Source organism: Rhizobium acidisoli, assembly GCF_002531755.2.
GTDB classification, from domain to species: Bacteria; Pseudomonadota; Alphaproteobacteria; order Rhizobiales; family Rhizobiaceae; genus Rhizobium; species Rhizobium acidisoli.
Genome location: NZ_CP034999.1, coordinates 212,880 through 234,571, shown reverse-complemented (window position 1 = coordinate 234,571; position 21,692 = coordinate 212,880). Strand labels below are relative to the sequence as shown.

Sequence of the window (21,692 nt, the reverse complement as noted above, 5' to 3'; positions counted from 1 at the left end):
GCCGCTGCCCGTTCATTTTTCATTTTGGCATCATTTTGCCCTCAGGCTTGCCTCATCGACTCCCGGTAGACACAGCCGCGGATCAAGTCGAAGGGCCATTGAATGCAAGTATTTTCCGATTTTGACGGCACGATTTCCGTTCAGGATGTGACGGATATTGTCCTGTCCTGCTTTGCCGATTCGCAATGGGAAGACATCGAGCAGGAATGGAAGGACGGTCGGATCGGCTCGGCCGAGTGCATGCGCCGCCAGATCGCCCTCATCCGGGCAAACCGGCACGAGCTCGACGCCCTCCTCGACACCGTGGCAATCGATCCCGGCTTCGTGGCCTTCCGTGATTACTGCTACGAAAACGGTCTGCCGATCACCGTCGTCAGTGATGGCGTCGATTACTTCATTCGCCATGTCCTGGCGCTGAACGGCATCAGGGATCTGCCCGTCATCGCCAATATCCTGACCCATCTGGTCGTCGAGGGTCACGACACCTATGCGCTTGCACCTTCGGCGGCGACAGCCGGTTGTTCGGCAGGCTCAGGCGTCTGCAAATGCAAGGTCATCGGCGGCATCGAACGGCAGATCTACATCGGCGATGGACGGAGCGATTTCTGCGTCTCCGGCCGGGCCGGCCTCGTCTTCGCCAAGGGCAAGCTCGCCGAATACTGCAGCGACCAGGGCATTTCCTACATCGGCTTCGACGATTTCACCGACTTGATCCCCAAGATGCAAGCCGTCCTTCCCGGCATCGCGCGGGCCCCCCGCGCACTGCTCCAATCTTCAATCGCATAACCAGACCGAGAGGTTCACTATGAACATTGTCAACGCCGACACCTTCAAAGAGAAAACTGCGCTCACCGAAAGGTCGGAAGCCGAGTTGCGGTTTCTGGAGGAGACCTATTGCTCGCATGGCGATACGGTCCACTATGCGGCGGAACCGAAATTCTTCGAGGAATGCAAAGGCTCCTACGTCTATGACGCAAAGGGGACGCCGTTTCTCGATCTGCAGATGTGGTATTCCGCCGTCAATTTCGGCTATCGCAACGAGAGGCTGAATGCCGCCGTCCATCGGCAGCTCGACCGGCTGCCGCAAATCGCCTCGCAATATCTGCATCGCGAGAAGGTCGAGCTTGCGACGATGATCGCGCAAGATGCCGAGCGCAAGTTCGGCCGCAAAGGGCGCGTTCATTTCAATGTCGGCGGCTCGCAGGCGGTCGAAGATTCGCTGAAGCTGGTGCGCAATTATACGGGCGGCAAAAGCCTGATGTTCGCCTTCGAAGGCGGCTATCACGGCCGCACCCTCGGCGCCTCCGCCATCACCTCCAGCTACCGCTATCGCCGCCGCTTCGGCCATTTCGGCGAACGGGCGCAGTTCATCGAGTTTCCCTATCACTTCCGCGGCCCGAAGGGCATGTCGAAGGAAGAATACGGAGAGCATTGCGTCCGCAAGTTCGCTCGCCTCTTTGAAAGCGAATATAACGGCGTCTGGGATCCCAAGGTCGGCAGTGCCGAATATGCGGCCTTCTATATCGAACCGATCCAGGGCACCGGCGGCTACGTCATTCCGCCGATGAACTTCTTCACCGAACTCAAGAAGGTCCTGGATCAGTACGGCATCCTGCTTGTCGTCGATGAGATCCAGATGGGCGTCTACCGGACCGGAAAACTCTGGTCGATCGAGCATTTCGGCGTCTCGCCCGACGTTCTCGTCTTCGGCAAGGCGATCACCAATGGGCTTAACCCGCTCTCGGGTGTCTGGGCCAGGGAGGAAATGATCAACCCGACCGTCTTCCCGCCCGGCTCCACCCATTCCACCTTTGCCAGCAATCCGATGGGAACGGCCGTTGCGCTCGAAACCATGAAGATGCTGGAAGAGGAGGATTTCGGCGCGGCGATCATGGCCAAGGGCGCCTATTTCCTCGATGGCCTGAAGCAGCTTCAAAAGCGCCATGCGATCGTCGGCGACGTCGACGGGCTCGGATTGGCCCTGAGATGCGAAATCTGCAAGGAAGACGGTTTCACGCCCGACAAGGCGACGATGGACTGGCTTTGCGACGAAGGCATGAAGGGCGACCTCGAGGTCGGCAACAAGGTCTATGGCCTCGTTCTCGATGTCGGCGGCTACCACAAAAACGTCATCACCCTGGCGCCGAACCTGCTGATCTCACACAAAGAGATCGATCTGGCGCTGACGCTGCTCGACCAGCTCTTCACGCGCGCGGCCCTGAGGTAGCACGGTGCAGCTTCTCCTCCTTCATCTCGACGATGCTTTGGAGTTGCAGCCTGATTTCGTGCGCGCCTGCACGCTTGCAGGCGCGTACCACCATGTCGACAAGCGGGGCGGCAGTGCAATCAGATTGTGGGGCAAGCAGAAGATGCTCTCCGACCTTGGCCGGGATATCTCCCGGTCACTGCCCTCTCGAGGCAGGGGTCCGCAGCTTGCCTTCATGGGCTCGGGCGATTTCCACCATGTGACCGCTCTGCTTCTCGACACGGCCCTCGAACGGCGGCCGGTTTCGACCACCCTCGTTCATTTCGACAATCACCCGGACTGGGTGAACTTCGAGGGCGGCATGCATTGCGGCTCGTGGATCAACAGCGCCCTGTCGAACCCCAAGATAGACAAGGTCGTCACGGTCGGCGTCTGCAGCGGCGATCTGCGCAACCCCGAACGCAAGGGAGCCAATCTGCGCTGGCTGAGGGAAGGCAAGCTGGAGCTTTACCCTTACGAGCATCCGCCAAGCCGTGTCTCTGCCGAATACGGCAGCGGCGCCAGCTACCGGCAGGACGGGCGCGCCCTGTACTGGAATTCCATCTCCGCGATCGGCGAGGACAATTTCATCGACCGGATCCTCAGCCGTATCGGCACCGAAGCAGTTTATGTCACGGTCGACAAGGACGTGCTGGCCGCCGATGACGCCGTGACCAACTGGGATCAGGGGCGCATGCGGCTGCCCTATCTGATGGCGCTGATCAGCGAGATCGGCAGCCGCCATCGCATCATCGGCGCCGATGTCATCGGCGACTATTCGGTGCCGAGCTATGCTGGCGGCTTCACGACCCGGCTCCTGAAGCAGGCGGAAATCTTCATCGATCAGCCGCGGCTTCGGCAGGCGGCGGACGCCGTGCGCAACATCAACAGCGCCGCAAATCACGCGTTGCTGGAAGTCCTGGCGGAAGCAATGGAATGACTGGCGGCCTCACCTTGCCGACGTTCGGCCTGATCCTGTTCTGCGTGGTCGCGGAAACCGCCCGCGAGGTTTGCTTCAAGCAGGCGGCCAGCGACAGCGCCGTTCTGGCAACCCTGGCCAAGCCGCTGACCTGGCTCGGCATCGCCTTCTGGGCGATCGAGCTGCTTGCCTGGGCGGCCGTGCTCGCCCGCGTGCCGCTGACCACCGCCTTTCCGCTGATGGCGCTCAGCTACGTCGGGACCGTGGTCGCCGGCGCGGTCGTCTTCAAAGAAAAGATCAACCTTCGCCACGCGACGGGCGTGTTTCTCATTACCGCCGGCGTGGCCTGTGTGGGAGCAACCGGACTATGAAAATTTTTGCTCATACCAGATGGGATGCCGCCCCCGTGCTTGCTTCCTTCGCGCATCTCGTCTTTGACGTCTACCTGATCGTCGGCTTCGAAAGCCGGCCGCTCTGGGTCTCCGCGATCCTGGGTTGCCTCTATGCCGTGTCGATATCCTGGAACATCAACAGCATCTCGCACAATTTCATCCACACGCCCTATTTCAAGCCGCGCTGGATGAATTACGGCTTCAGCATGCTGGAGTCGATTGCGATCGGTTTTTCTCAGACCTATTACCACTGGGTGCACATGCGCCATCACTCCGGCAACAGCGACCGGCCGGACGGAAACGGCGGCACGATCGATCTCCTGTCGATCTACCGCTATGGCCGGAACGGCGAGCCGGAGAATGTCTGGTCCTACACGCTGAAGAGCTTCTTCCGCGACAGTCTCGGCGATATTCATAAGGCCATCGCCAAGAACCGTCCTTTCGACGCCGCATGGGGCCGTTTCGAACTGCTTGCATTCCTCGGCCTTGCTGCGATCGCGCTGATCTACGATTGGAAGGCCGTGCTGTTTTTCGTGCCGTTTTACTACGCCGGCAATTGCCTCTCGTCGCTCAACGGCTACTACGAACACCTGCATGGCGATCCGGACGAACCGATTGCCTGGGGCGTGAGCAGCCACAAACCGTTCTACAATTGGCTTTGGTTCGGCAATGGTTACCATGCCGAACATCATTACCGGCCGCGCACCCATTGGACGAAACTTGCGGCACTGCACGAACAGATCAGGGAAGACCAGGAAAAGGCCGGCACGCATGTGATCAGCACCTGCCATGCCCTGGGCTTCATGGCTCCGGAAAACCGCGAGTTGGAGCTTCGGCATGAGGTCTGAGCAGTTGAGCTTCTTTCTGCCCGGAACCAATGGCAAAGGTGTGCTGCTGATCCACGGCTTGACGGGCGCCCCGGCCGAAATGAAGCTCGTGGCGCGCCAGCTCAACCGGCGCGGCTACAGCGTTCACGCGCCGTTGCTGGCCGGTCATGGCGAAGACATCAGGACGCTGCGCAGCACGCAGTGGGAAGACTGGCTGGCAAGCGTCGTGAGCGGATCCGAATTCCTGGCAGAGCACACGCAAGCGGTTTTTGCTGCCGGCATCTGCGTCGGCGGCAAGCTGTCATTGCTGGCCGCCAAGCACCGGCCGGATCTGATCAAGGCGGTGGCGATCTACTCGCCCTGCTTCCACTATGACGGCTGGGACGTTCCGCGACATTATACGATGCTGTCGCCGCATATCGGCTGGCTGTCGCGGGTGCCGTTTCTCGACCGTCTCAATTTCAGGGAAAACCAATCGCTCGGCATCAAGGATGATCGCATGCGGCGCATGGTCGAAGGCATGGCGGGTGAAGGCATGCTCGAGAAATTCCCCGGCCGCGGCATCGTCGAAATGCACCGGCTGGGCAAAGCGCTTCGCGGGAACCTTCCGCAGATCCGAACACCGACTTTGATCCTGCATGCGGAAGAAGACGATCTGAGCAATCCCAGACATGCCGTCTACATTTCCGAGCATATCGGCGGGCCGCATGAGCTCAAGTGGATCAAGGACAGCTACCACATGATCCATCTCGACCGCCAGCATCGACAGGTCGCGGAATTCACGGCCAATTTCTTTGAGGCAGACCATGCTGAAGCTCGCTTATAGACAATTTCCCGCCGAAGACGGCGAGCCGGTCGCACAGGTCTACGACACGATCCGCGCCATCGGCCGCGAAGCGTGGAATGCCTGCCACCGCGGCCAGGTCGAAGATTATGATTGCCTGCTTGCGATCGAAGACGCCGGCATCGGCGAATTCGATTGGCGCTACATTACGATCGTCGAGGACGGAAGGATCAGCGCCGCCATGCCGGCGTTCCTGTGCCCCTATCCGCTGGACACGACACTGGAAGAAGGTTTGCCGCGCCGGCTGATCCGCCGCGTGCGACGACACCTTTCAGACTTCCTGGTGCTGCGGCTCGCATGCCTCGGCTCGCCGTGCACCGAAAACGGCGTCATAGGCTTTCATGCCGAGGTGCCGGAGGAACGTCGTGAGGCACTGCTCGGCGAACTGCTTGACGCCTTCGAAAGTCTTGCGGCTCAGGAAGGCTGCGCGCTGATGGGGATCAAGGATATTCCCGCGCCGGTCGCCCTGGAATTTGGCACCGTGTTTTCGGAACGGCGCTATGCCGCAATCGGCGGCCTGCCATCCGCCTGGCTCGATATCGATTTTCGGACGATCGACGAATACATGGCCCGGCTGTCTGCGGGCACACGCAAGGACATGCGGCGCAAGATGAAGTCCTTCGACGTTGTCCGGGTCGAGATCAGAACGGATGTGGGTGACGTGCTGGCGCGGATCATGGCGCTCTACCACGATACGCGCAATCGCAGCGAATGGCAGTTCGAAGAGCTGACGTCCGCCTATTTCGATGGAATCCTCACCCATATGCGCGGCCGTTCGTTCTGCGTCCTCTATTTTGTTGAAGACGAGCTGCTGGCTGCCAATCTTATCGTTCACGATGATGGCGTCGCGATCGACAAGTTCTTCTGCATGGATGGCGAACAGGGACGGCCGCACAATCTCTATTTCCTCAGCTGGTTCACTAATCTGCGCTATTGCCTCGATCACGGCCTTTGCCGCTACCAGAGCGGCCAGGCCTATTATGAAAACAAGGTGCGGCTCGGCAGCCAACTGACGGCCAACACAATGTTCTTCCGCCACCGCAATCCGCTGCTGCAGGCGCTGTTGCGGCTGATCTCCCCGCTTTTTTCCGGGGAGCAGGCGAAATGATGACATCGATGCGCTTGACATGGCTTGCCGTGCCTGTTCTTAATACGCTGTTTCAGATTTTTATGAAGCTCGGCGCGACGCAGTTAAACGGTGCCGAGGGGGCGATCTCGCTGCAGGACGCGCTTGCATCCCACTGGATCCTGGCTGCTCTTGTCGTCGAGGTCGTCTGCTTCTTCGTTTGGATGACCATTCTGGCCGAACTCGACCTCAGCCGGGCCTTTCCGCTCTCGGGTATCAGCTATGTCCTGATCATTGCGAGCGGCTGGTTGATGTTCGGCGAGCCGATCGTCGCGCTCCAGATCGTCGGCAGCGGCCTGATCCTTGCCGGCGTCTGGCTGATCGCCGGCGCATCGGAGGCGACGCACCCGGTCAAGGACCCTGGCAGCGTACCCGCCCTGCCCCCCGCGCAACTTGGCAAGGATCGGTGATGGCGCAAGCACAAGGCTTTCTTTTCGAGAGGATCGGCGCCGTGGCCGCGGCTTTCACCAACTGGATCATGACGCGGGCGCTTTCTCGCATTGTCACGCACGGCTTCCTTGACGTTACCACGTCCGATGGCCGCCTTCTCTCCTTTGGTGACGCATCCGGTGAACGGGTGCATGTGCGCTTTGCCGATCTGGCCGCGCAATGGGCATTCCTCATCGATGCCGATCTACGGCTCGGCGAACTCTATATGGATCGCCGCTTTCTCATCGAACGGGGCTCGCTCCACGACTTCCTGGCGATGATGTTGCGCGAGGCGCAGAACGCCAGGCATCCTCTTGTCGCTCGGCTGATCGATGGCGCCCGCACCCGGTTGCGCACCTTCCGCCATCGCAATCTGCCGACGCGTTCGAAAGCCAATGTCGCGCATCACTACGATCTCGACGGGCGGCTCTACGAGCTCTTCCTCGACGTGGACCGGCAATATTCCTGCGCCTATTTTGAAAGCCCCGACCAGTCGCTCGATGGCGCGCAGCTTGCCAAAAAACGGCATCTCGCCGCGAAATTGCTGCTTGAGCCAGGCAAGAGCGTGCTCGATATCGGCTGCGGCTGGGGTGGACTGGCCCTGCACATGGCGGATCATGCACGGGGTGGCCATGTGCTTGGTATCACGCTGTCCGAAGAGCAGCATGCCTACGCGATAAAGCGGATTGCCGAACGCGGCGAAAGCTCAGAGGCGGTCGAGTTTGCGCTTCAAGACTATCGCAGCCTGACGGAACGTTTCGACCGGATTGTCTCAGTCGGCATGTTCGAGCATGTCGGGCTGGCATCCTATCGCGCCTTCTTCGAAAAATGCGCGGAACTGCTGGAAGTTGACGGCATCATGGTCTTGCACACGATCGGGTGTTCCGCGACACCCGGCTTCACCACACCTTGGCTCGACAAATATATCTTCCCCGGCGGCTACATTCCCGCGCTGTCGGAGATCCTTCCCCAAATTGAAAAAGCCGGTCTTGCGGTTACCGATATCGAAATCCTGCGCCTGCATTATGCCTGGACGCTGGCACATTGGCGAAAGCGCTTCCTGGCGCGCTGGCACGAGGCAGCCGCACTTTACGACGAGCGCTTCTGCCGCATGTGGGAATTCTACCTTGCAAGCGCCGAAGCCGCTTTCCGCTACGAGGATCTGGTGGTTTTCCAGATTCAGTTAAGCAAGCGCAATGACGTCATTCCCGTCACGCGGGATTATATCGGCCAGCATGAGAGAGCGGCAACGCAAAGCTCAAAAGCCGATCTGGAAGGAGCGGTTGAGCGTGATACCGATGACGTTCTGATCGGCTGAGCCAAGTCTTGAGGCGATCGGGCTGTCGGCGGCATCGCCCACCAGGCGGCTATATGTGTCGTAGATCTGCACACTCCAAGCCGGTGAGAGCGTATAGGTGGCGGCCACCGTTAAACCGATGGATTTGAGACCGCCATTCGCGTTGAACGCCTCGACGCGGCCACTATTGGCAGCTTCCTCGGCGGAAACCCCGAAATTGTTGCGCATATAGGTGCCGTTTGCCAGAGACAGGCGCGGACCGGCAGACAGAAGCCAGCGATCGCCGACCGGCTGGAACCAATCGAGATAGAGATCGGCCAGCAGACCGTCGCCGCCCCACAGCGCCTGCCGTGTTTCCACCCGCACTCGCAGGCGATCCTCTATCGGCCAGTATTGCGCAAAGACGCCGGCGTCCAGATTCCACTGGACCGAATGCAAACCCTTCAGTTCGGATTCGTCGAATGCCGACCGTCCCCCTCTCAGGCCGACGACGGGACCGATTTCGACGCCGCCGATATCGAACAGCCCGTAGTCGATATTATCGTCCGGCGCGCTGTGTTCAGGGGCTTCTCCGAGGCGTCGAAAATCGAAAGACGGCATGCCGCTGAAGGAAAGGTGCTTCGATCCTTCATACGAGGGACCGTATTCGACGGACCCGCCAAGCGTTATGATCCACTGGTTATCGGAGGATTTTGCATCCTGGCTCAAGGCCGAATGAGACCCCAGGAATATCAGCGGCAACGTTAGCGCCGCCGCCCGGAATAATGCCGTGTCCGATGAGACCATTTACGCCTGCTCCGCACCTCGAACGTCAGCGACAATCCCACTTTGGGAGGCGGCTCCGCTGTAGCCTTTTAGAGTAATTTTCTCTTCTACGCCAACTGTGGTTGCCACAGGATGATGACGATTGCACCGCTTGCTGGATTATGACGCATGGCGCGCCTCCGTCTTTCTGAAGGAATTGTATCGTTCGACACTGGCCTTCGGCTCGTTGATAAGCGTCCGGCCCCGAGATGCGTCGATAGTAGGTGGTGTGAAGGATTTGCCGTCGACGATGCGCTGGTGAGGCGCGCCATAATCGGCAGCGCAATGCCTCGCCCTCCCCGCAGCCGTCGCACTTTATACGCTCTTCCATAGCACGAAGCGGCGACGTGCTTGGGTCAATTGGGGACACCGTCGAATTTTACGGAAAATTAGGTTAATTTTGTCGATCTGAAGCTGCTGTTTCGATCTGAGAAAAGAAAGCTACACTTGTTACCAACACGTCCCCGGATCGACCAAGCCAGTGCCGACTGGGACTTCCAGATTTTGCCAAACTGTTGCCGAGGTGGCTTTTCCGTGCCCGGACTCTCACTTCCCGGTTCAGCATGAAAATTGACCGAAATATATCGATTGCCTACGGGCGTGAGATCTCATCAAGACAGTCTTTCGGTCTCCTGCTTCTCGGTTCGAACAGCCGAATCTCCGATGTCCTTACAGCGTGATTTTCTCTGCTATCTTTTTTGGGCCAACAGAACACGCCCATCCCACTCGTTGCTCGGTTGCTCGCCAGCCCGTGACACGAGGCTGCCGCGTTCAAAAGACTGCCCCAGCACCTGCCTCGGCGCGTTGAAGTCGGGTTGCGTCGACACAAGAGTGATCAGTGAGAGCGGGTGATAGATCCGCTCTTCCATGACCGAGCCGATCCAAAGCGGTACAATCTGTCCGTTTGTGACTTCCAGATCGGTTGCCCACAGTCGAAGAACGAGACGCGAACTGGCCGCGGTTGTCGTGTCCGCAGATCGCACGAACGTCAGATAAGGAAGACGTCCGCTTGCGAACAGAGGAACTACAGGAACAGCTGCAGCGTCGGTGGATGCAGTAAGCCATGCTAGGGCGGTTACCGGCGTCCAACCCGTCGAGGGCCTCCAACCATATTGCTGCAACACATCCTGCAAATCTGGTAGACCGCCCGCCCACTGGAACGTCAGCGGTTCCTCCACTTCCCCGGTGAGATCTATCCGCCGCTCGGGTAGCCTCTGCCAACCTGTCGCCCACCAGTCGGCAACAGCCGTGATCTGTGTCGCGCTCTTAGCTGCATACCGTTCCACATCCGTCGTATGGCTTCGATAGATGTTGCCTCCGCCGGCAAGGAGAAGTGCTGCGGACGCCGCAACAAGCAACGCTGGGGATCCTATTCGTTCGGCCGGACGCCGCAGATAAAAGAGGCCGAGCAGGATCAACCACGCGGATCCGAATGCCGCCCCGCCAACCACGTCGGAAAACCAATGCGCACCGAGGTACAGACGCGAGAACGCGATCAGGAAGATCAGGGCCGCTGCGCCCAGGGCGACGAACAGCTGCAGCGCGGGACGAAGCTCGCGGGCAATGAGAAACGCAAGAAAACCGTAGAGCACCATGTTCGTCGTGCTATGGCCGCTCGGGAAGGAAAATGCACTCCAGCCGGAATAGAGCAACTCATCTGGTCTCGCTCTGTGGAGTGAAACTTTGATGACGGTGTTGAGGGTCGACGCCCCTGCGACAGCAACCAGCCAGAAAATAGCCGTGCGCCACGCACGTCTCCACAGGAGCCATAGGAACACGATGGCCGTGACTGCTACTACGACTCTGGTGTCGCCAAGCTCGGTGATGCCGATCATGATCGCATCGCCGGCTGGCGTGCGAACCTCCTGCAGGATATTGTAGATGGCGTCGTCGGCGAGAACCAACGGATCACCGTTGATCACGTCCTCGAGAACCCCGAAGAACAGCCAGGCCGCGCCGCCGAGGAGTACAAGCATCAAGGCGAGAACCCGTGCTTCGGAACGCTCCGGGTCGAGCAGGCCAGCGATACTGCGACGGAGCCATGTGTCGCGGGTCTCAGCCCAGCTCCGCATCAATGCGATGCCATCGTTCAGAAGCGGAACAACGCGCCTCAATGTCCAACGCACAAGACGCCACGTGACCCATCCGGCTGCGAGCAGAATGACCAAAAGGATTGCCAGTGGCTTTGCGGCTTGACCAAGAACGCCGAATGCGGCGCCGGCGATTACGCCGGGCAAAATGTGTGACGGCGCCCAGACAAGGGCCGACGCGATGTTGACGGCATAGAACCGCCTCACCGACATTCCAAGCATGCCGGCGAGAAGTGGGACGAACGCACGAACCCCCGGCGCAAAGCGAGCGATAAAGACGCTCTTGTCGCCGTGCCGCTTGAAAAAGGCCTCGCTACGCTCGATCAGTTCCGGGTACCTATTCAGCGGCCAGCGCCCAAGAATTTCGCGGTGGTATCGATGGCCAAGCCAGAAAGAGACACCATCGCCGACGATCGCGCCTGATGTCGCTGCGGCCAGCAAAGGCCACAGCACCAGGACACCACTCGGCACGAGAGCGCCGAGAGCCAGTATCACCGCCGTGCCTGGAACGATGACACCGATCATTGGGATCGACTCAGAGAGCGCAAGCAGGAACACCGCGAGATAGGCAATGTGCGAATGCGCGCTTAGCCAGTCGATGACCGATGAGACTAAGGACGCCATTGCCGTCGTCCTATAGGATGCTGGTGATCAGTCGGTCGGCTCTGCTGCCTTCCCGATATACCGCACGGACAATGAGCGCTGCAAAAACCCCCGTCAGCGCGCCGCCGAGGACGTCGCTGGCATAGTGGGTGCCGATATAAATGCGGGAGAAGGTGACCAGACAGGCTGCGGCAAGGAACGCGAGGCCGGCTCGTCGCGAGCCATGAACGAGAAAAGCTGCCGCAATGGCGAATGTCGCGGTTGCATGGTCGGAGGGAAACGAAAAGTCGGCGCTGCGTTCTATCAGCAGGTTGGTTATTCCGCCGTCATAAGGGCGGGCCCTGTGAATCAAGAGAAGAACGAGCTGGTTGATGCCGAGCCCCAATAGAAACGAGAACCCTGCCGCGACGAGGACATGCCGTATGTGCAGCCTGTCGGGTCCGCGCCACCACTGAACGGCGACCGCCAGAACCATAAGCGGAACACCAATACTGGAGATCCAGATCATCAGAAGATCGAGAGCAGCGCTATGTCCTGCCAGTCCGTTGATCGCATGCGTTACAGCGGCGTCGAGTTCATACATTGGCGGTCTCCGGTTTGACTCAAGCAGCCTCAGACGCGCTGCCTCGGTGATTTATTTGACGGGATTACATGCGGGCGGCCGGTGGTCAAACATGGATCCGATCTCCCAGCCGGACGCGGACGACAAACAAGCCGGCGAGAGTCATCATGGTGAAAGCGGCTCCCGCTAGGAATGTGCCCCGCGGGCCTGTCATGTCCCAAACAGCACCGGCGACGACGCTGGCTACGAGCAGGGCGATCCCTGTCACCAGGTTGAACACGCCGAAGGCAGTTCCTCGCAGCTCAGGGGGAGCGCTCTCGGCAATCAATGTGGCCAGCAAGCCTTGGGTGAAGCCCATATGAAGACCCCAGAGCACGACGCCCACCCCAACCCAAACGACATCTGATGCGAAGGCAAGCGCGAGGTCGGCTCCGAGCAGAAGGACGAGTCCGATGGCAAGAAGCGTCGTGCGATTAACGCGATCCGACAGCACGCCAACGGGATAGGCGGAAAGGGAATAGGCGAGGCTCATGACGACCAGGACAACGGGGATCACCGTTACCGAGAAGCCGATGGATTGTGCCCGCAAGATCAAAAATGCTTCGCTGAAACGGGCGAGCGTGAAGACAGCCGCGACCGCGACCACCCACCAATAGGTTGCTCCCAATCGGCGCAGTTCATCGCGATGCAGCGGCATCCGGGCACGACGCTGCCCCTCGGGCCGATCCGGCTCCTTGACTGCAACGACGATCAGACCAACGGACAGGAACGCCGGAATAACGGCGATCCAGAACACCGCCTGGAAATGGTCGGCTGTTAGCCACATCAAGCCAATGGCAAACAACGGTCCGAGGAAGGCGCCGACGGTGTCGAGTGATTGCCGCAGGCCAAAGCTGGCGCCACGCAGATCGGGTGGGGCGATGTCAGCGACGAGGGCGTCGCGTGGCGCCCCTCGAATGCCTTTGCCGACACGGTCGATGAATCGCGCCGCGATGAGCCATTCGATGGAAGCAGCCAGCGGGAAGATAGGCTTGGTGAGGGCGGCAAGGCCATAGCCCAATGCCGCAAGGAGTTTGCGCTTTCCGAGCCAGTCACTGAGTCCACCGGAAAAGACCTTCGTGATTGAGGCCGTCGCCTCGGCGATCCCTTCAATGATGCCGACGCTCAAGGCTGACGTCCCGAGCACTGTGACCATGTAGATGGGCAACAGTGCGTGGATCATCTCGGAGGAGATATCCATGAGCATCGAGACGAACCCAAGGATCCAGATCCCCGTCGGGAGACCGGAACTGCGGATAAGCCAGCTGCCGGTGCTCGTTGTGGCGCGGTCAGGCCTTTCCAGTCGGCCGCTCATTCATCGGTTCTCGTCTTGAGCATCGAAGACCCTTTGCGCGTAGCTGTCGAGCAACGCCTCGCACCCGCGCAAGCGCTCGCTTGCCTCTGCAGCGAGCGTGGCTCCGTAAAAATCGAGCTTCTCGATCTTCTCCAGCCAGCCCTGGAGCTTCCTTAAATCAGTGTCTTCCTCTTCGAGTTCGGCATAAGTGAACTTGTTGATCGCGATCTCCTTTGCGATCTCGGCCTCGAAATCGGCGCACCGTCCTAGAAACTCGCGATACTGATCGTCGCGATCGGCTTTGAAGCGGGATACGACCTTGTCCTCTTGCGCACGGTCGAGGGCGACTGTCTCCAGGATAACGGATTCACCGCCCATCTTAGAAACATCGTTCTCGAGCATCTTCAAGCGTCGGACATGATCGTCGGTCTTCGGCAGTAAGCAGACCCCGTTCTGGAGATAGACGGCGCCCATTCCCTTCAGCCGCCGCCAAAGCGCGATGCGTTTGGTCGCAGGATCCGGGGGCACTTTGTATGTGAGAAGAAGCCAAGCCAGGTTCGTCATGTAGCGATAATATTGTAACGACCGTTGCAAATCAACAATGCTGTACTGTGCGTCGAGCGCGACATCGAAAGCACGCGCAGATTTCGGGGCATTCCCGACAGCTGTGGTGCTCCGGGCCGATTAGCATGAAATGCGCCAAGGTCCGGCAGATGTCCGCGCTGGCAATCATTAGCTTGAGCGCGGGGGCCTTCGTGTGCTGCCCGCCCAGTTCGAGTCAACGGCCCATGGCCATCGACAGACATTCGCTGTCGCACCGCAGCCTCGAGTTCAGTCTTCTTCAGACGGCTCCTCGTGGCGATCGCCAGTTTGCGCAGCGAAGCTATCGGCCGCAAGCGCCTGCCGGCTGAGTAGCCCGGCATCCTCCAGCGCCTCGACATCTGGCAGATCGCGCAGCGTCTCCATGCCGAATGCCGACAGGAAATGCTGCGTGGTCGTGTAAGTATAAGGCGCCCCCGGTGTCGGACTTCGCGGCCCGGAGCCGATGAACCCCCCACCACGCAAATTGCCAATGGTGTCGCGGCTGACCTCCTTACCGAAGATTTTCGACAGCTCCCCGCGGGTGACCGGCTGGAAGTACCCAACCGCCATCAGCACCATCGCCTCGAACTCTGACAATGCCGCTGCCCCTCCCCGCGTCGGCGCCGATGAAGCTCGGATCGTCTCGGCGAACCGCGGTCGGGTCCGGTGCTGCCAGCCGCCTGCGATAGACACCAGTTCGTACGGTCTATCACGCAACTCTTCGCTCAGGTCGTCGATCAGGAGATCGATGCTGCAGTCTGTTCCGACCACTCGCGCCAGCGTCTCGCGGCTGACGGGTTCGGCAGAGGCAAAAATCACTGCCTCGACCCGCAGCATCCATTCCCGCCATCGGAGCTCTTGCGGCAGGTCCTCGAGCTCGCGATCGTACAGCACTTCCTGCTGACGCTCCTTCGCCCGTCGCCGACTGTTTTTGGCTGCGCTCGCTCCCGCCATCGTCACAGCCCAAAAATCCGAAAGGAGGACCGGCCGGACAGTTCGCGCACTGCCTCGAAACTCTCCAGGCGCTCGAACAGCCGATTGGCCGCCCAGCGTGACAGAGCGCTGCCCGGAGCGGACGCCAGTACCGCGTCTTCGGTCAGCAATCTGCGGATCACCGGCTCGGCGCCCTTGGTTCGGACCTTCGGCGCCACTGCCAGCAACCGCGCGGCGCGGCGGTCGATCTCGATGGCAGATCGCATCGCTGCCTCGACGCCGTCAACCAATGCCAGGCAGACCGCTTTCGAATAAGCCGGCTCTCCCGGTCGGACGCGACCGCGGCCGCCGATGGTGCGGAAGGCGGAGCCATAACGTTCGGGCAGCAGCAACGGCACGGGTTTCGGCCAGTTCAGTTTATGCGCCAGCACGACCTCAGCGAGGCCGAGTGCGATCGCCTCGGCGTCCGGGCGAACGGCAGAGATCGCCGTTATCAGGTCCGCCGCCGCGAAGGGTGCTGCTCGCCCGGACTGATTTGCAGAATCGACCATGTCGGAGATCGAGGCAAGGCTGTCGTCCCACTTCATCCCCAACAGCGCGACCAGCTCCTTGACGAACGGTGTGGTCGTTGTCCCGGATCGACGCGTCAACATTCGTGTGGCCAAGAACAGCCTGCCGGCTGGGCCGGGATCGTCGCCAGCCGCAGTCAACAAAACCGCATCGCGGATCGCGTGTTCATCCTCGGTGCGGCCAAAAAACACTCTGGCGGCCAGGGCGGCCGATTTCAAGGCAAGTCGATCGCGCCAGCAGCCGAGCCATGGCGGATTGGCCCGAATCAAATCATCGAGTGATTTCAGCGCGATACCAGCGGCGAAGGCGGCGTCAAGTTCGGTGAGGTCGTGGATTCGCGGTCGCGTCCAGCCGGGCAGGCGGGGCAACCAGATCGCGGCAGCTTCGGTGACGGGCGGTAGCGAATCCATGGGAAAGACTATAAACTATGGGTGCAGTTTGTACCATCGATATGCTCATAAACCGCACGGCCCGTCGGCAAGACAAAATGAACGATAAACTTCCATTATCGTTCATTTCTGTCATCATAGAGGAATGGCCCAAATCATCGAGCAAAACAGCGAAATTCATGGCGAGGAGAGTTCTGCTCCGCCTCTCAGCACGGCGGCCAACGCCGATCTTTCGGCGCCGCAGGTGTCGGCTGACATCTCCATGCCCAACGCCGGGCTCCCCTCCCCTCTTCCGGAAGCAGTTGCTGCATTGCCCGCCCACCTCGAGCAGCTTGCAGATCAGGCGCGCGGCTACGTGGAGGCCGCCAGCTCGGCGAACACGCGCAAGGCCTATGCCTCCGATTGGAAGCATTTTTCAGGATGGTGCCGCCGGCAAGGGCTGGAGATCCTACCGCCCGATCCCCTGACGGTTGGCCTCTATATCACCGCCTGTGCCGCCGGCAGTGACGGGGTCACCGCCTCGGGCACGGCGATCGCCGGCCGCAAGCCGAATTCGGTGACGACGATCGAGCGGCGGCTTTCGGCCATAACCTCGAACTATTCTCAGCGGGGCACACCGCTGGACCGCAAGGATCGCCATATCGCCACCGTGCTCGCCGGCATCCGCAATACCCATGCAGCCCCTCCCCGGCAGAAGGAAGCTGTATTGCCCGAACACCTGATCGCCATGCTAGAGACGCTTCCCCGCGGCACCTTGCGTGGCCTGCGCGACCGGGCGATGCTGCTGATCGGTTTTGCCGGCGGGCTGCGCCGTTCCGAGATCGTCGGGCTCGATGTCGGCCGGGACCAGACGAAGGACAGCCGCGGCTGGGTCGAGATCCTCGACAAAGGCATGGTTGTCACGGTCCGTGGAAAACGAGGTTGGCGCGAAGTGGAGATCGGTCGCGGCTCCTCGGATGCGACCTGCCCCGTCGTCGCGCTGCAGACCTGGCTAAAACTCGCGAGGATCGCCCACGGCCCGTTTTTCCGGCGGGTGACCGGTCAAGGCAAGGACGTCGGCCCCGACCGGTTGCTCGATCAGGAAGTGGCGCGCCTCGTCAAGAAGGCGGCATTGGCGGCCGGCGTACGGCCCGAGCTCACGGCGGACGAGCGCGCCGAAAAGTTCTCCGGCCACTCGCTGCGGGCGGGCCTCGCCTCCTCGGCAGAGGTCGACGAGCGCTACGTGCAGAAGCAACTCGGCCACGCATCCGCCGAGATGACCCGCAAGTACCAGCGCCGCCGCGATCGCTTCCGGGTCAACCTCACCAAGGCATCCGGGCTTTGACACCCCCTCCCCTACCACCGTGCAGCGGCAAAGAAAAATCGAGGCTTTCAGATTAGCATTCAGCCGAACGTGGCAGGCAGCGGCGGCGGCCGCCGACGCATCTGTACAGCATCTTATGCCGACCGCCCGGTTTAGGCGTCGTGCGAGCAGATCCAGTCACCCGCAGCAGCCTTTCGTCTGCGGCGTTGCCATGTCCTTGAAAATCACACAGTCGCTGCCCGGTCCACCGGCGCAGACGTCATTGCAACGCGTGACGAAACCCTGCAGCCGGGTTTCCAAGGCCCGTAATTCGACCATCTTGGCGCGGACCTCATCAAGATGCGCCTGCGCGATGTCCCGGGTCTCCACACAGTCCCGCTTTGAGCTGATTGAAAGATCCGAGAGGACCCGGACCTGCTCGATGCTGAAGCCGAAGTCCCGGCACTGCTTGATGAAGGTCAGCCGACCAATGTCGGATTCGTCGTAGGTGCGCTGTCCGCTTGCAGTCCGGTTTGCGGGTGGCAGAAGACCGATTTCCTCATAGTAGCGGATGGTTGGCGTACTGGTGCCCGTCGCCTTCGCAAGGGCGCCGATGCTGAACACGCGGATGTGAACGTTCATGGCAGATTATCTCCTTGCGCTTCAAGTTACTTGAAGGAGTAGGCTTCGACCAGCCTGAAAATAGGAGGTCGAAGATGAATACCGCAATGAAGCTGACAGGTGCTGCAGTCGCGGCCTGTGCCGCCTGCTGCGCGGTCAGCGTCGTGCCTCTTATGCTCGCCAGCGCCAGCGCTGTTTTGGTTGGCGGTGCTCTTGTCAAATGGGGCGCTGTCGCGATCCTGCTCATTGTGCCTGCAGCCGGCCTGTTGTTGCTGTCACGGCGAAAGGCTGCGCCTCCGGCCGCCCCTGAAAACCTGATGGTGGCGAACAGCTGTGGCTGCGGCTCTTGCAGCACCGACGGTAAACAAGACGCCCCGATTGCCTGTACGCTCGACGCCAACGAATTCAAGGCCCGGACCGAGCTCATCCGGACACTGATGTCGCGCCATCTTCGGCAGGCAACCCGAACCGCCCTGCGCCTGAACCTGACCTATGCGCCCGAAGCGCTCGCCGAGGTCCGCGAACTGATGCGGATGGAGCAGGCGTGCTGCGCCTTCCTGACCTTCGACCTGACGGAAAACGCCACTGGTGTGTTCGTTACCATCACCGCGCCACAGGCCGCAGCCGCCGCAGTTGATGACCTGTTCGCCCACTTCGCCCCTGCATCTCGTGCCATGGAGACTTCTGCATGAACCGCCGTCACGTCCTTCTTTCCTTCGCCGCTGTCGCCCTCGCAATCGCGACACCCGTCTTTGCTGCCGGTAAAGACCCACTGCCTGGCTTCAAGGACGCGGTAGCAGCCGGCGGACCGGTCCTCGTCCACGTCACCGCACCCTGGTGCGGGGAATGCAAACTGCAAAAGCCGGTCGTTGCCAAGCTTCTCAGCACACCGGACTTCAAGGACATGAAAGAGTTTAAGGTCGATTTTGATACGCAGAAGGACGTGCTGAAGCTGCTGCATGTCCAGATGCAAAGCACATTGATCGTCTACAAGGACGGCAAGGAGGTCGACCGGATGACCGGCAAGACCAACCCGGCCGTCATCGAGGCGATCATGCGCAAGGCGCTGTAGACCGATGCTGCTCGCCTTGCTCGCCGGTATCCTCTCGATCCTGTCGCCCTGTGTCCTGCCACTTATCCCCGTCGTCTTGACCGGCGCCGTCGCGGAACACCGGCTGGCGCCGCTGGCCTTGGCAGCTGGAGTGGCGCTGTCGTTCACGGCAATCGGTCTGTTCGTCGCCACCGTCGGGTTCTCGATCGGCCTGGACATGACGGTCTTCCGCACCGGCGCGGCCATGCTGTTGATCCTTGTCGGAGCGGTGCTGCTGGTGCCGCGTCTGCAGGTTGGTTTTGCCACCGCGGCAGGTCCGGTGAGCAACTGGACGCAAAACCGCTTCAGCGGCCTGTCCACCTCGGGCATCTTCGGACAGTTCGGTGTCGGCCTGCTCCTCGGCGCGGTGTGGACGCCGTGTGTCGGCCCCACGTTGGGCGCCGCCTCCATCATGGCCACCCGCGGCGAGAATCTTGGCATGGTTACATTGACCATGCTGGCGTTTGGCATCGGCACGGCCTTGCCATTGCTGTTGCTATCGACGCTGTCGCGAGAGGCTTTGCTGCGCTGGCGCGGGCGCATGAGGAGCACTGCCATTGGCCTCAAGATGGCGCTCGGAGTGCTGCTCATTCTTGCCGGCGCCATGACGCTCACCGGCTTCGATCGCACGGTTCAAACAGTTCTGCTTGACGCCCTGCCGAGTTGGATGCTGACCCTCACGACTGCCATCTGAATATCGAATTCCAGCGTCTGGCGCCGCGGGGCAAACTGTGAAAATCTGACAGCCATGTTGACCTTGTTTGCATATGTGGGGGCGGCTCTCGCCGAAATCGCCGGCTGCTTCGCCTTCTGGGCCTGGCTTCGGCTCGACAAATCTCCGTGGTGGCTGGCGCCGGGCATGTTATCCCTCGCGGCCTTCGCCTATCTCCTGACGTTGGTTGATAGCGAGGCCGCCGGCCGCACCTATGCGGCGTATGGCGGCGTCTACATCGTTGCGGCGATTCTTTGGCTTTGGGCGGTCGAAGGCCACCGTCCCGATCGCTGGGATCTTACCGGCGGAATGGTCTGCCTGATCGGCGCCTGCATTATCCTGGCCGGGCCACGTCCCTGAGGCGACACGGGTGGCCCGCACCATGCCAGTGCCGCCGCGACCGCTTTGGTGTCAACCTCACCAAGGCCTCGGGCGTTTGAACGGCCCCTCCCCTGCCGACGTGAAGCCCTTAGGTCAAATTTAAGTGCCGGATTTTCAGCTAAGCGCTTCAATTGAAATCAGGAAGTAAAAGCCACAGCCGGCGTCCGAGATAGGCCGCAGCAGGGCTGTCATGCTAATTTTTGCGAGATCGTAAGCCATTGAAATCATGGTAAACGATTTCTTTCAGGAACTCTATCTAAATATTACGGTTCGTCACATGGAATGATCGTGGGTTGGGCGTCTAACCATCGATAAGTAATGCTTATCGGAAGTGATTGCCACAAGCCCGCAAATCAGCGATGTCAGTCGTCTTACATGACCGGAAACCCTTAGTTTTCCGGCCTTTTGGGTAGATTTCGGCGAGGTTCGGCGGAACCGTCTTCGCTTTGTGGTCCCTTCGAGCAGCACTCTCGCGTGGGTGAGTGCAGAATTCTCCGTCGTCTCTGTCGCTCGAACGGCCTTTGATCGCCCTCCCCTCCTCCGATCTCCTTATATTCAGGCATTTCCGTCGCAGAGGGCCACCAGTGCGCGTTTCAGGCAGGTTACGGCCGGATGCTCATTCGGCGTCGCATTTCGAGTCTGACGGGGCTGCATTTAGGCCATAAAACACGCTTGCAACTGTTCATTTTCTCATCCATTCCTTATTTGTACAAAGCATCTGAAAAACGCGCGGGAAAATCATGGCAAAACGGCAGGCCGCCAATCCATCGCCGGCCCCAAGACGTCTAATCGGCTATGCACGCGTCTCGACCGACGATCAGCTCCATGACGCGCAGATGGACGAGCTGCGCGCCGCTGGCTGTGAGCGGATTTTTCAGGAGCAAGCATCAGGTGCTTCACGGGCACGGCCCGTCCTAACGAGACTGCTCGGCGAGCTCGCCGCCGGCGACGTGCTTGTTGTTGTCCGGCTGGATCGCCTCGCTCGGTCGGTCAGCCATCTGTTGCAGGTGATCGAGGACCTTGAAGAACGCGGCGTCCATTTCCGTTCGATCCGCGATCCGATCGATACGTCCACACCTCAGGGCATGTTTTCTCTCCAGGTCCTTGGTGCCGTCGCGCAGCTCGAACGAGCGCTGATCGCTGAGCGAACCAAGGCTGGCATCAAGGCGGCAAAAGCCCGCGGCAAGCTGCCGGGCAATCCAGGCCTTCGGGAGAGGCGACCGGAAGCGATCAAGGCGGTATCGAAGGCTCGGGAAAAACTCTATCTTGACGAGCTGATCTCCTCTGCCCAGACCTGGCTTCCGACCGTTCGGCAACTTCGCCCAAAGCATAGCTGGGACAATGTCGTGCGGGTCCTCAATCGCCGAGGCCATGACTGGACGGTGGAAAGACTGCGCCGCGCCGTGCATCGCATGGTTCGCGAGAAGCTGGCCGAACCCGAGCTGCTGGCTCGCTCGCCCCGCCGGGCGCCAGAGGATTATTTGATGAAGCTCGTCGCGGCGATTGCGATTGCCGATCCCACCCTGTCGTTGCGCGACATCGCCGCCCAATTGGATGAGATGGGAGAGCGGCCGGCGCGCGGTGGACGCAAATGGCAGCCGTCTTCTGTCCGCGACCTGCTGGATGAGGCGCATCGGTTCGGTCTCGTCCGTCATTGAGGG

23 protein-coding genes and 1 pseudogene are annotated in these 21,692 nt (G+C 60.5%); 15 read left to right on the top strand and 9 right to left on the bottom strand.

The features are described from left to right. Window positions 1-102 precede the first annotated feature (102 nt). Genes CO657_RS23490 through CO657_RS23450 form a run of 9 tightly spaced genes read left to right on the top strand, consistent with a single transcriptional unit; the run spans window position 103 to window position 8,100 of the window. Window positions 103-786: an MtnX-like HAD-IB family phosphatase gene (locus tag CO657_RS23490; protein ID WP_054186136.1), complete on the top strand. Its 684-nt coding sequence runs from the start codon at window positions 103-105 to the stop codon at window positions 784-786. Window positions 787-805: 19 nt separating this feature from the next. Beyond that, window positions 806-2,227: an aspartate aminotransferase family protein gene (locus CO657_RS23485; RefSeq protein ID WP_128715590.1), complete on the top strand. Its 1,422-nt coding sequence runs from the start codon at window positions 806-808 to the stop codon at window positions 2,225-2,227. Between the two features lie 4 nt (window positions 2,228-2,231). After that, complete coding sequence (locus CO657_RS23480) at window positions 2,232-3,185, top strand: arginase family protein (protein ID WP_054186388.1); 954 nt, start codon at window positions 2,232-2,234, stop codon at window positions 3,183-3,185. After that, window positions 3,182-3,535 (top strand): DMT family transporter, encoded by a 354-nt coding sequence (locus CO657_RS23475; RefSeq protein ID WP_054186389.1) that lies wholly within the window; start codon window positions 3,182-3,184, stop codon window positions 3,533-3,535. Before CO657_RS23480 ends, CO657_RS23475 begins: the two co-directional genes overlap by 4 nt. Then, window positions 3,532-4,404 carry a fatty acid desaturase family protein gene (locus CO657_RS23470; RefSeq protein WP_054185391.1) on the top strand — a complete coding sequence of 291 codons (873 nt, stop codon included), beginning with the start codon at window positions 3,532-3,534 and terminating at the stop codon, window positions 4,402-4,404. Before CO657_RS23475 ends, CO657_RS23470 begins: the two co-directional genes overlap by 4 nt. After that, window positions 4,394-5,209, top strand: coding sequence for an alpha/beta hydrolase (locus CO657_RS23465; protein ID WP_054185390.1), 816 nt, complete (start codon window positions 4,394-4,396; stop codon window positions 5,207-5,209). The genes CO657_RS23470 and CO657_RS23465 overlap by 11 nt, the downstream gene beginning before the upstream one ends. After that, complete coding sequence (locus CO657_RS23460; RefSeq protein WP_054185389.1) at window positions 5,190-6,335, top strand: peptidogalycan biosysnthesis protein; 1,146 nt, start codon at window positions 5,190-5,192, stop codon at window positions 6,333-6,335. The genes CO657_RS23465 and CO657_RS23460 overlap by 20 nt, the downstream gene beginning before the upstream one ends. Then, on the top strand, window positions 6,332-6,763 hold the full coding sequence (locus CO657_RS23455; RefSeq protein ID WP_425375997.1) for an EamA family transporter: 432 nt from the start codon (window positions 6,332-6,334) through the stop codon (window positions 6,761-6,763). Before CO657_RS23460 ends, CO657_RS23455 begins: the two co-directional genes overlap by 4 nt. Then, a complete protein-coding gene (locus CO657_RS23450) occupies window positions 6,763-8,100 on the top strand; it encodes an SAM-dependent methyltransferase (RefSeq protein ID WP_054185388.1) in 1,338 nt (445 codons plus the stop codon). Before CO657_RS23455 ends, CO657_RS23450 begins: the two co-directional genes overlap by 1 nt. On the opposite strand, the gene CO657_RS23445 is transcribed toward CO657_RS23450, so the two are convergent. The 8 genes and pseudogenes from CO657_RS23445 to CO657_RS23410 all read right to left on the bottom strand — a co-directional run bounded on the left by CO657_RS23445 (window position 8,041) and on the right by CO657_RS23410 (window position 15,966). Next, window positions 8,041-8,865: a MipA/OmpV family protein gene (locus tag CO657_RS23445; protein WP_054185387.1), complete on the bottom strand. Its 825-nt coding sequence runs from the start codon at window positions 8,863-8,865 to the stop codon at window positions 8,041-8,043. The genes CO657_RS23450 and CO657_RS23445 overlap by 60 nt on opposite strands. A gap of 707 nt (window positions 8,866-9,572) precedes the next feature. Then, on the bottom strand, window positions 9,573-11,597 hold the full coding sequence (locus CO657_RS23440) for a bifunctional DedA family/phosphatase PAP2 family protein (RefSeq protein WP_054185386.1): 2,025 nt from the start codon (window positions 11,595-11,597) through the stop codon (window positions 9,573-9,575). Window positions 11,598-11,607: 10 nt separating this feature from the next. Beyond that, window positions 11,608-12,159 carry a phosphatase PAP2 family protein gene (locus CO657_RS23435; protein WP_054185385.1) on the bottom strand — a complete coding sequence of 184 codons (552 nt, stop codon included), beginning with the start codon at window positions 12,157-12,159 and terminating at the stop codon, window positions 11,608-11,610. An 85-nt stretch (window positions 12,160-12,244) separates the two neighbouring features. Then, on the bottom strand, window positions 12,245-13,492 hold the full coding sequence (locus tag CO657_RS23430; protein WP_082366351.1) for an MFS transporter: 1,248 nt from the start codon (window positions 13,490-13,492) through the stop codon (window positions 12,245-12,247). Beyond that, window positions 13,493-14,035 (bottom strand): Chromate resistance protein ChrB, encoded by a 543-nt coding sequence (locus tag CO657_RS23425; RefSeq protein ID WP_054185384.1) that lies wholly within the window; start codon window positions 14,033-14,035, stop codon window positions 13,493-13,495. A gap of 76 nt (window positions 14,036-14,111) precedes the next feature. Beyond that, a pseudogene (locus CO657_RS37445) lies at window positions 14,112-14,306 on the bottom strand (four-helix bundle copper-binding protein); the annotation flags it as partial. Next, the gene (gene scpB, locus CO657_RS23415; RefSeq protein WP_054185383.1) at window positions 14,303-15,007 is read right to left on the bottom strand and encodes an SMC-Scp complex subunit ScpB; all 705 of its coding nucleotides are present in this window, start codon (window positions 15,005-15,007) and stop codon (window positions 14,303-14,305) included. The gene scpB and the pseudogene CO657_RS37445, both read right to left, overlap by 4 nt. 2 nt (window positions 15,008-15,009) lie before the next feature. After that, window positions 15,010-15,966, bottom strand: coding sequence for a DUF1403 family protein (locus CO657_RS23410; RefSeq protein WP_054185382.1), 957 nt, complete (start codon window positions 15,964-15,966; stop codon window positions 15,010-15,012). Window positions 15,967-16,090: 124 nt separating this feature from the next. On the opposite strand from CO657_RS23410, the gene CO657_RS23405 reads away from it, so the two are divergent. Then, window positions 16,091-17,269, top strand: coding sequence for a site-specific integrase (locus CO657_RS23405; RefSeq protein WP_054185381.1), 1,179 nt, complete (start codon window positions 16,091-16,093; stop codon window positions 17,267-17,269). Between the two features lie 156 nt (window positions 17,270-17,425). Here CO657_RS23405 and CO657_RS23400 read toward each other — a convergent pair whose 3' ends face one another. After that, window positions 17,426-17,869, bottom strand: a complete 444-nt coding sequence (locus CO657_RS23400; RefSeq protein ID WP_054185380.1) for a MerR family transcriptional regulator — start codon at window positions 17,867-17,869, stop codon at window positions 17,426-17,428. Between the two features lie 74 nt (window positions 17,870-17,943). On the opposite strand from CO657_RS23400, the gene CO657_RS23395 reads away from it, so the two are divergent. From CO657_RS23395 to CO657_RS23375, 5 genes are all read left to right on the top strand, one after another. Next, window positions 17,944-18,540, top strand: a complete 597-nt coding sequence (locus CO657_RS23395) for a hypothetical protein (RefSeq protein ID WP_054185379.1) — start codon at window positions 17,944-17,946, stop codon at window positions 18,538-18,540. After that, on the top strand, window positions 18,537-18,920 hold the full coding sequence (locus CO657_RS23390; RefSeq protein ID WP_054185378.1) for a thioredoxin family protein: 384 nt from the start codon (window positions 18,537-18,539) through the stop codon (window positions 18,918-18,920). The genes CO657_RS23395 and CO657_RS23390 overlap by 4 nt, the downstream gene beginning before the upstream one ends. A 4-nt stretch (window positions 18,921-18,924) precedes the next feature. Beyond that, window positions 18,925-19,632, top strand: a complete 708-nt coding sequence (locus CO657_RS23385; protein ID WP_054185377.1) for a cytochrome c biogenesis CcdA family protein — start codon at window positions 18,925-18,927, stop codon at window positions 19,630-19,632. Between the two features lie 54 nt (window positions 19,633-19,686). After that, window positions 19,687-20,010, top strand: coding sequence for a YnfA family protein (locus tag CO657_RS23380; RefSeq protein WP_054185376.1), 324 nt, complete (start codon window positions 19,687-19,689; stop codon window positions 20,008-20,010). A gap of 761 nt (window positions 20,011-20,771) precedes the next feature. Then, window positions 20,772-21,689 (top strand): recombinase family protein, encoded by a 918-nt coding sequence (locus CO657_RS23375; protein WP_054185375.1) that lies wholly within the window; start codon window positions 20,772-20,774, stop codon window positions 21,687-21,689. The last annotated feature ends 3 nt before the right edge of the window (window positions 21,690-21,692 follow it).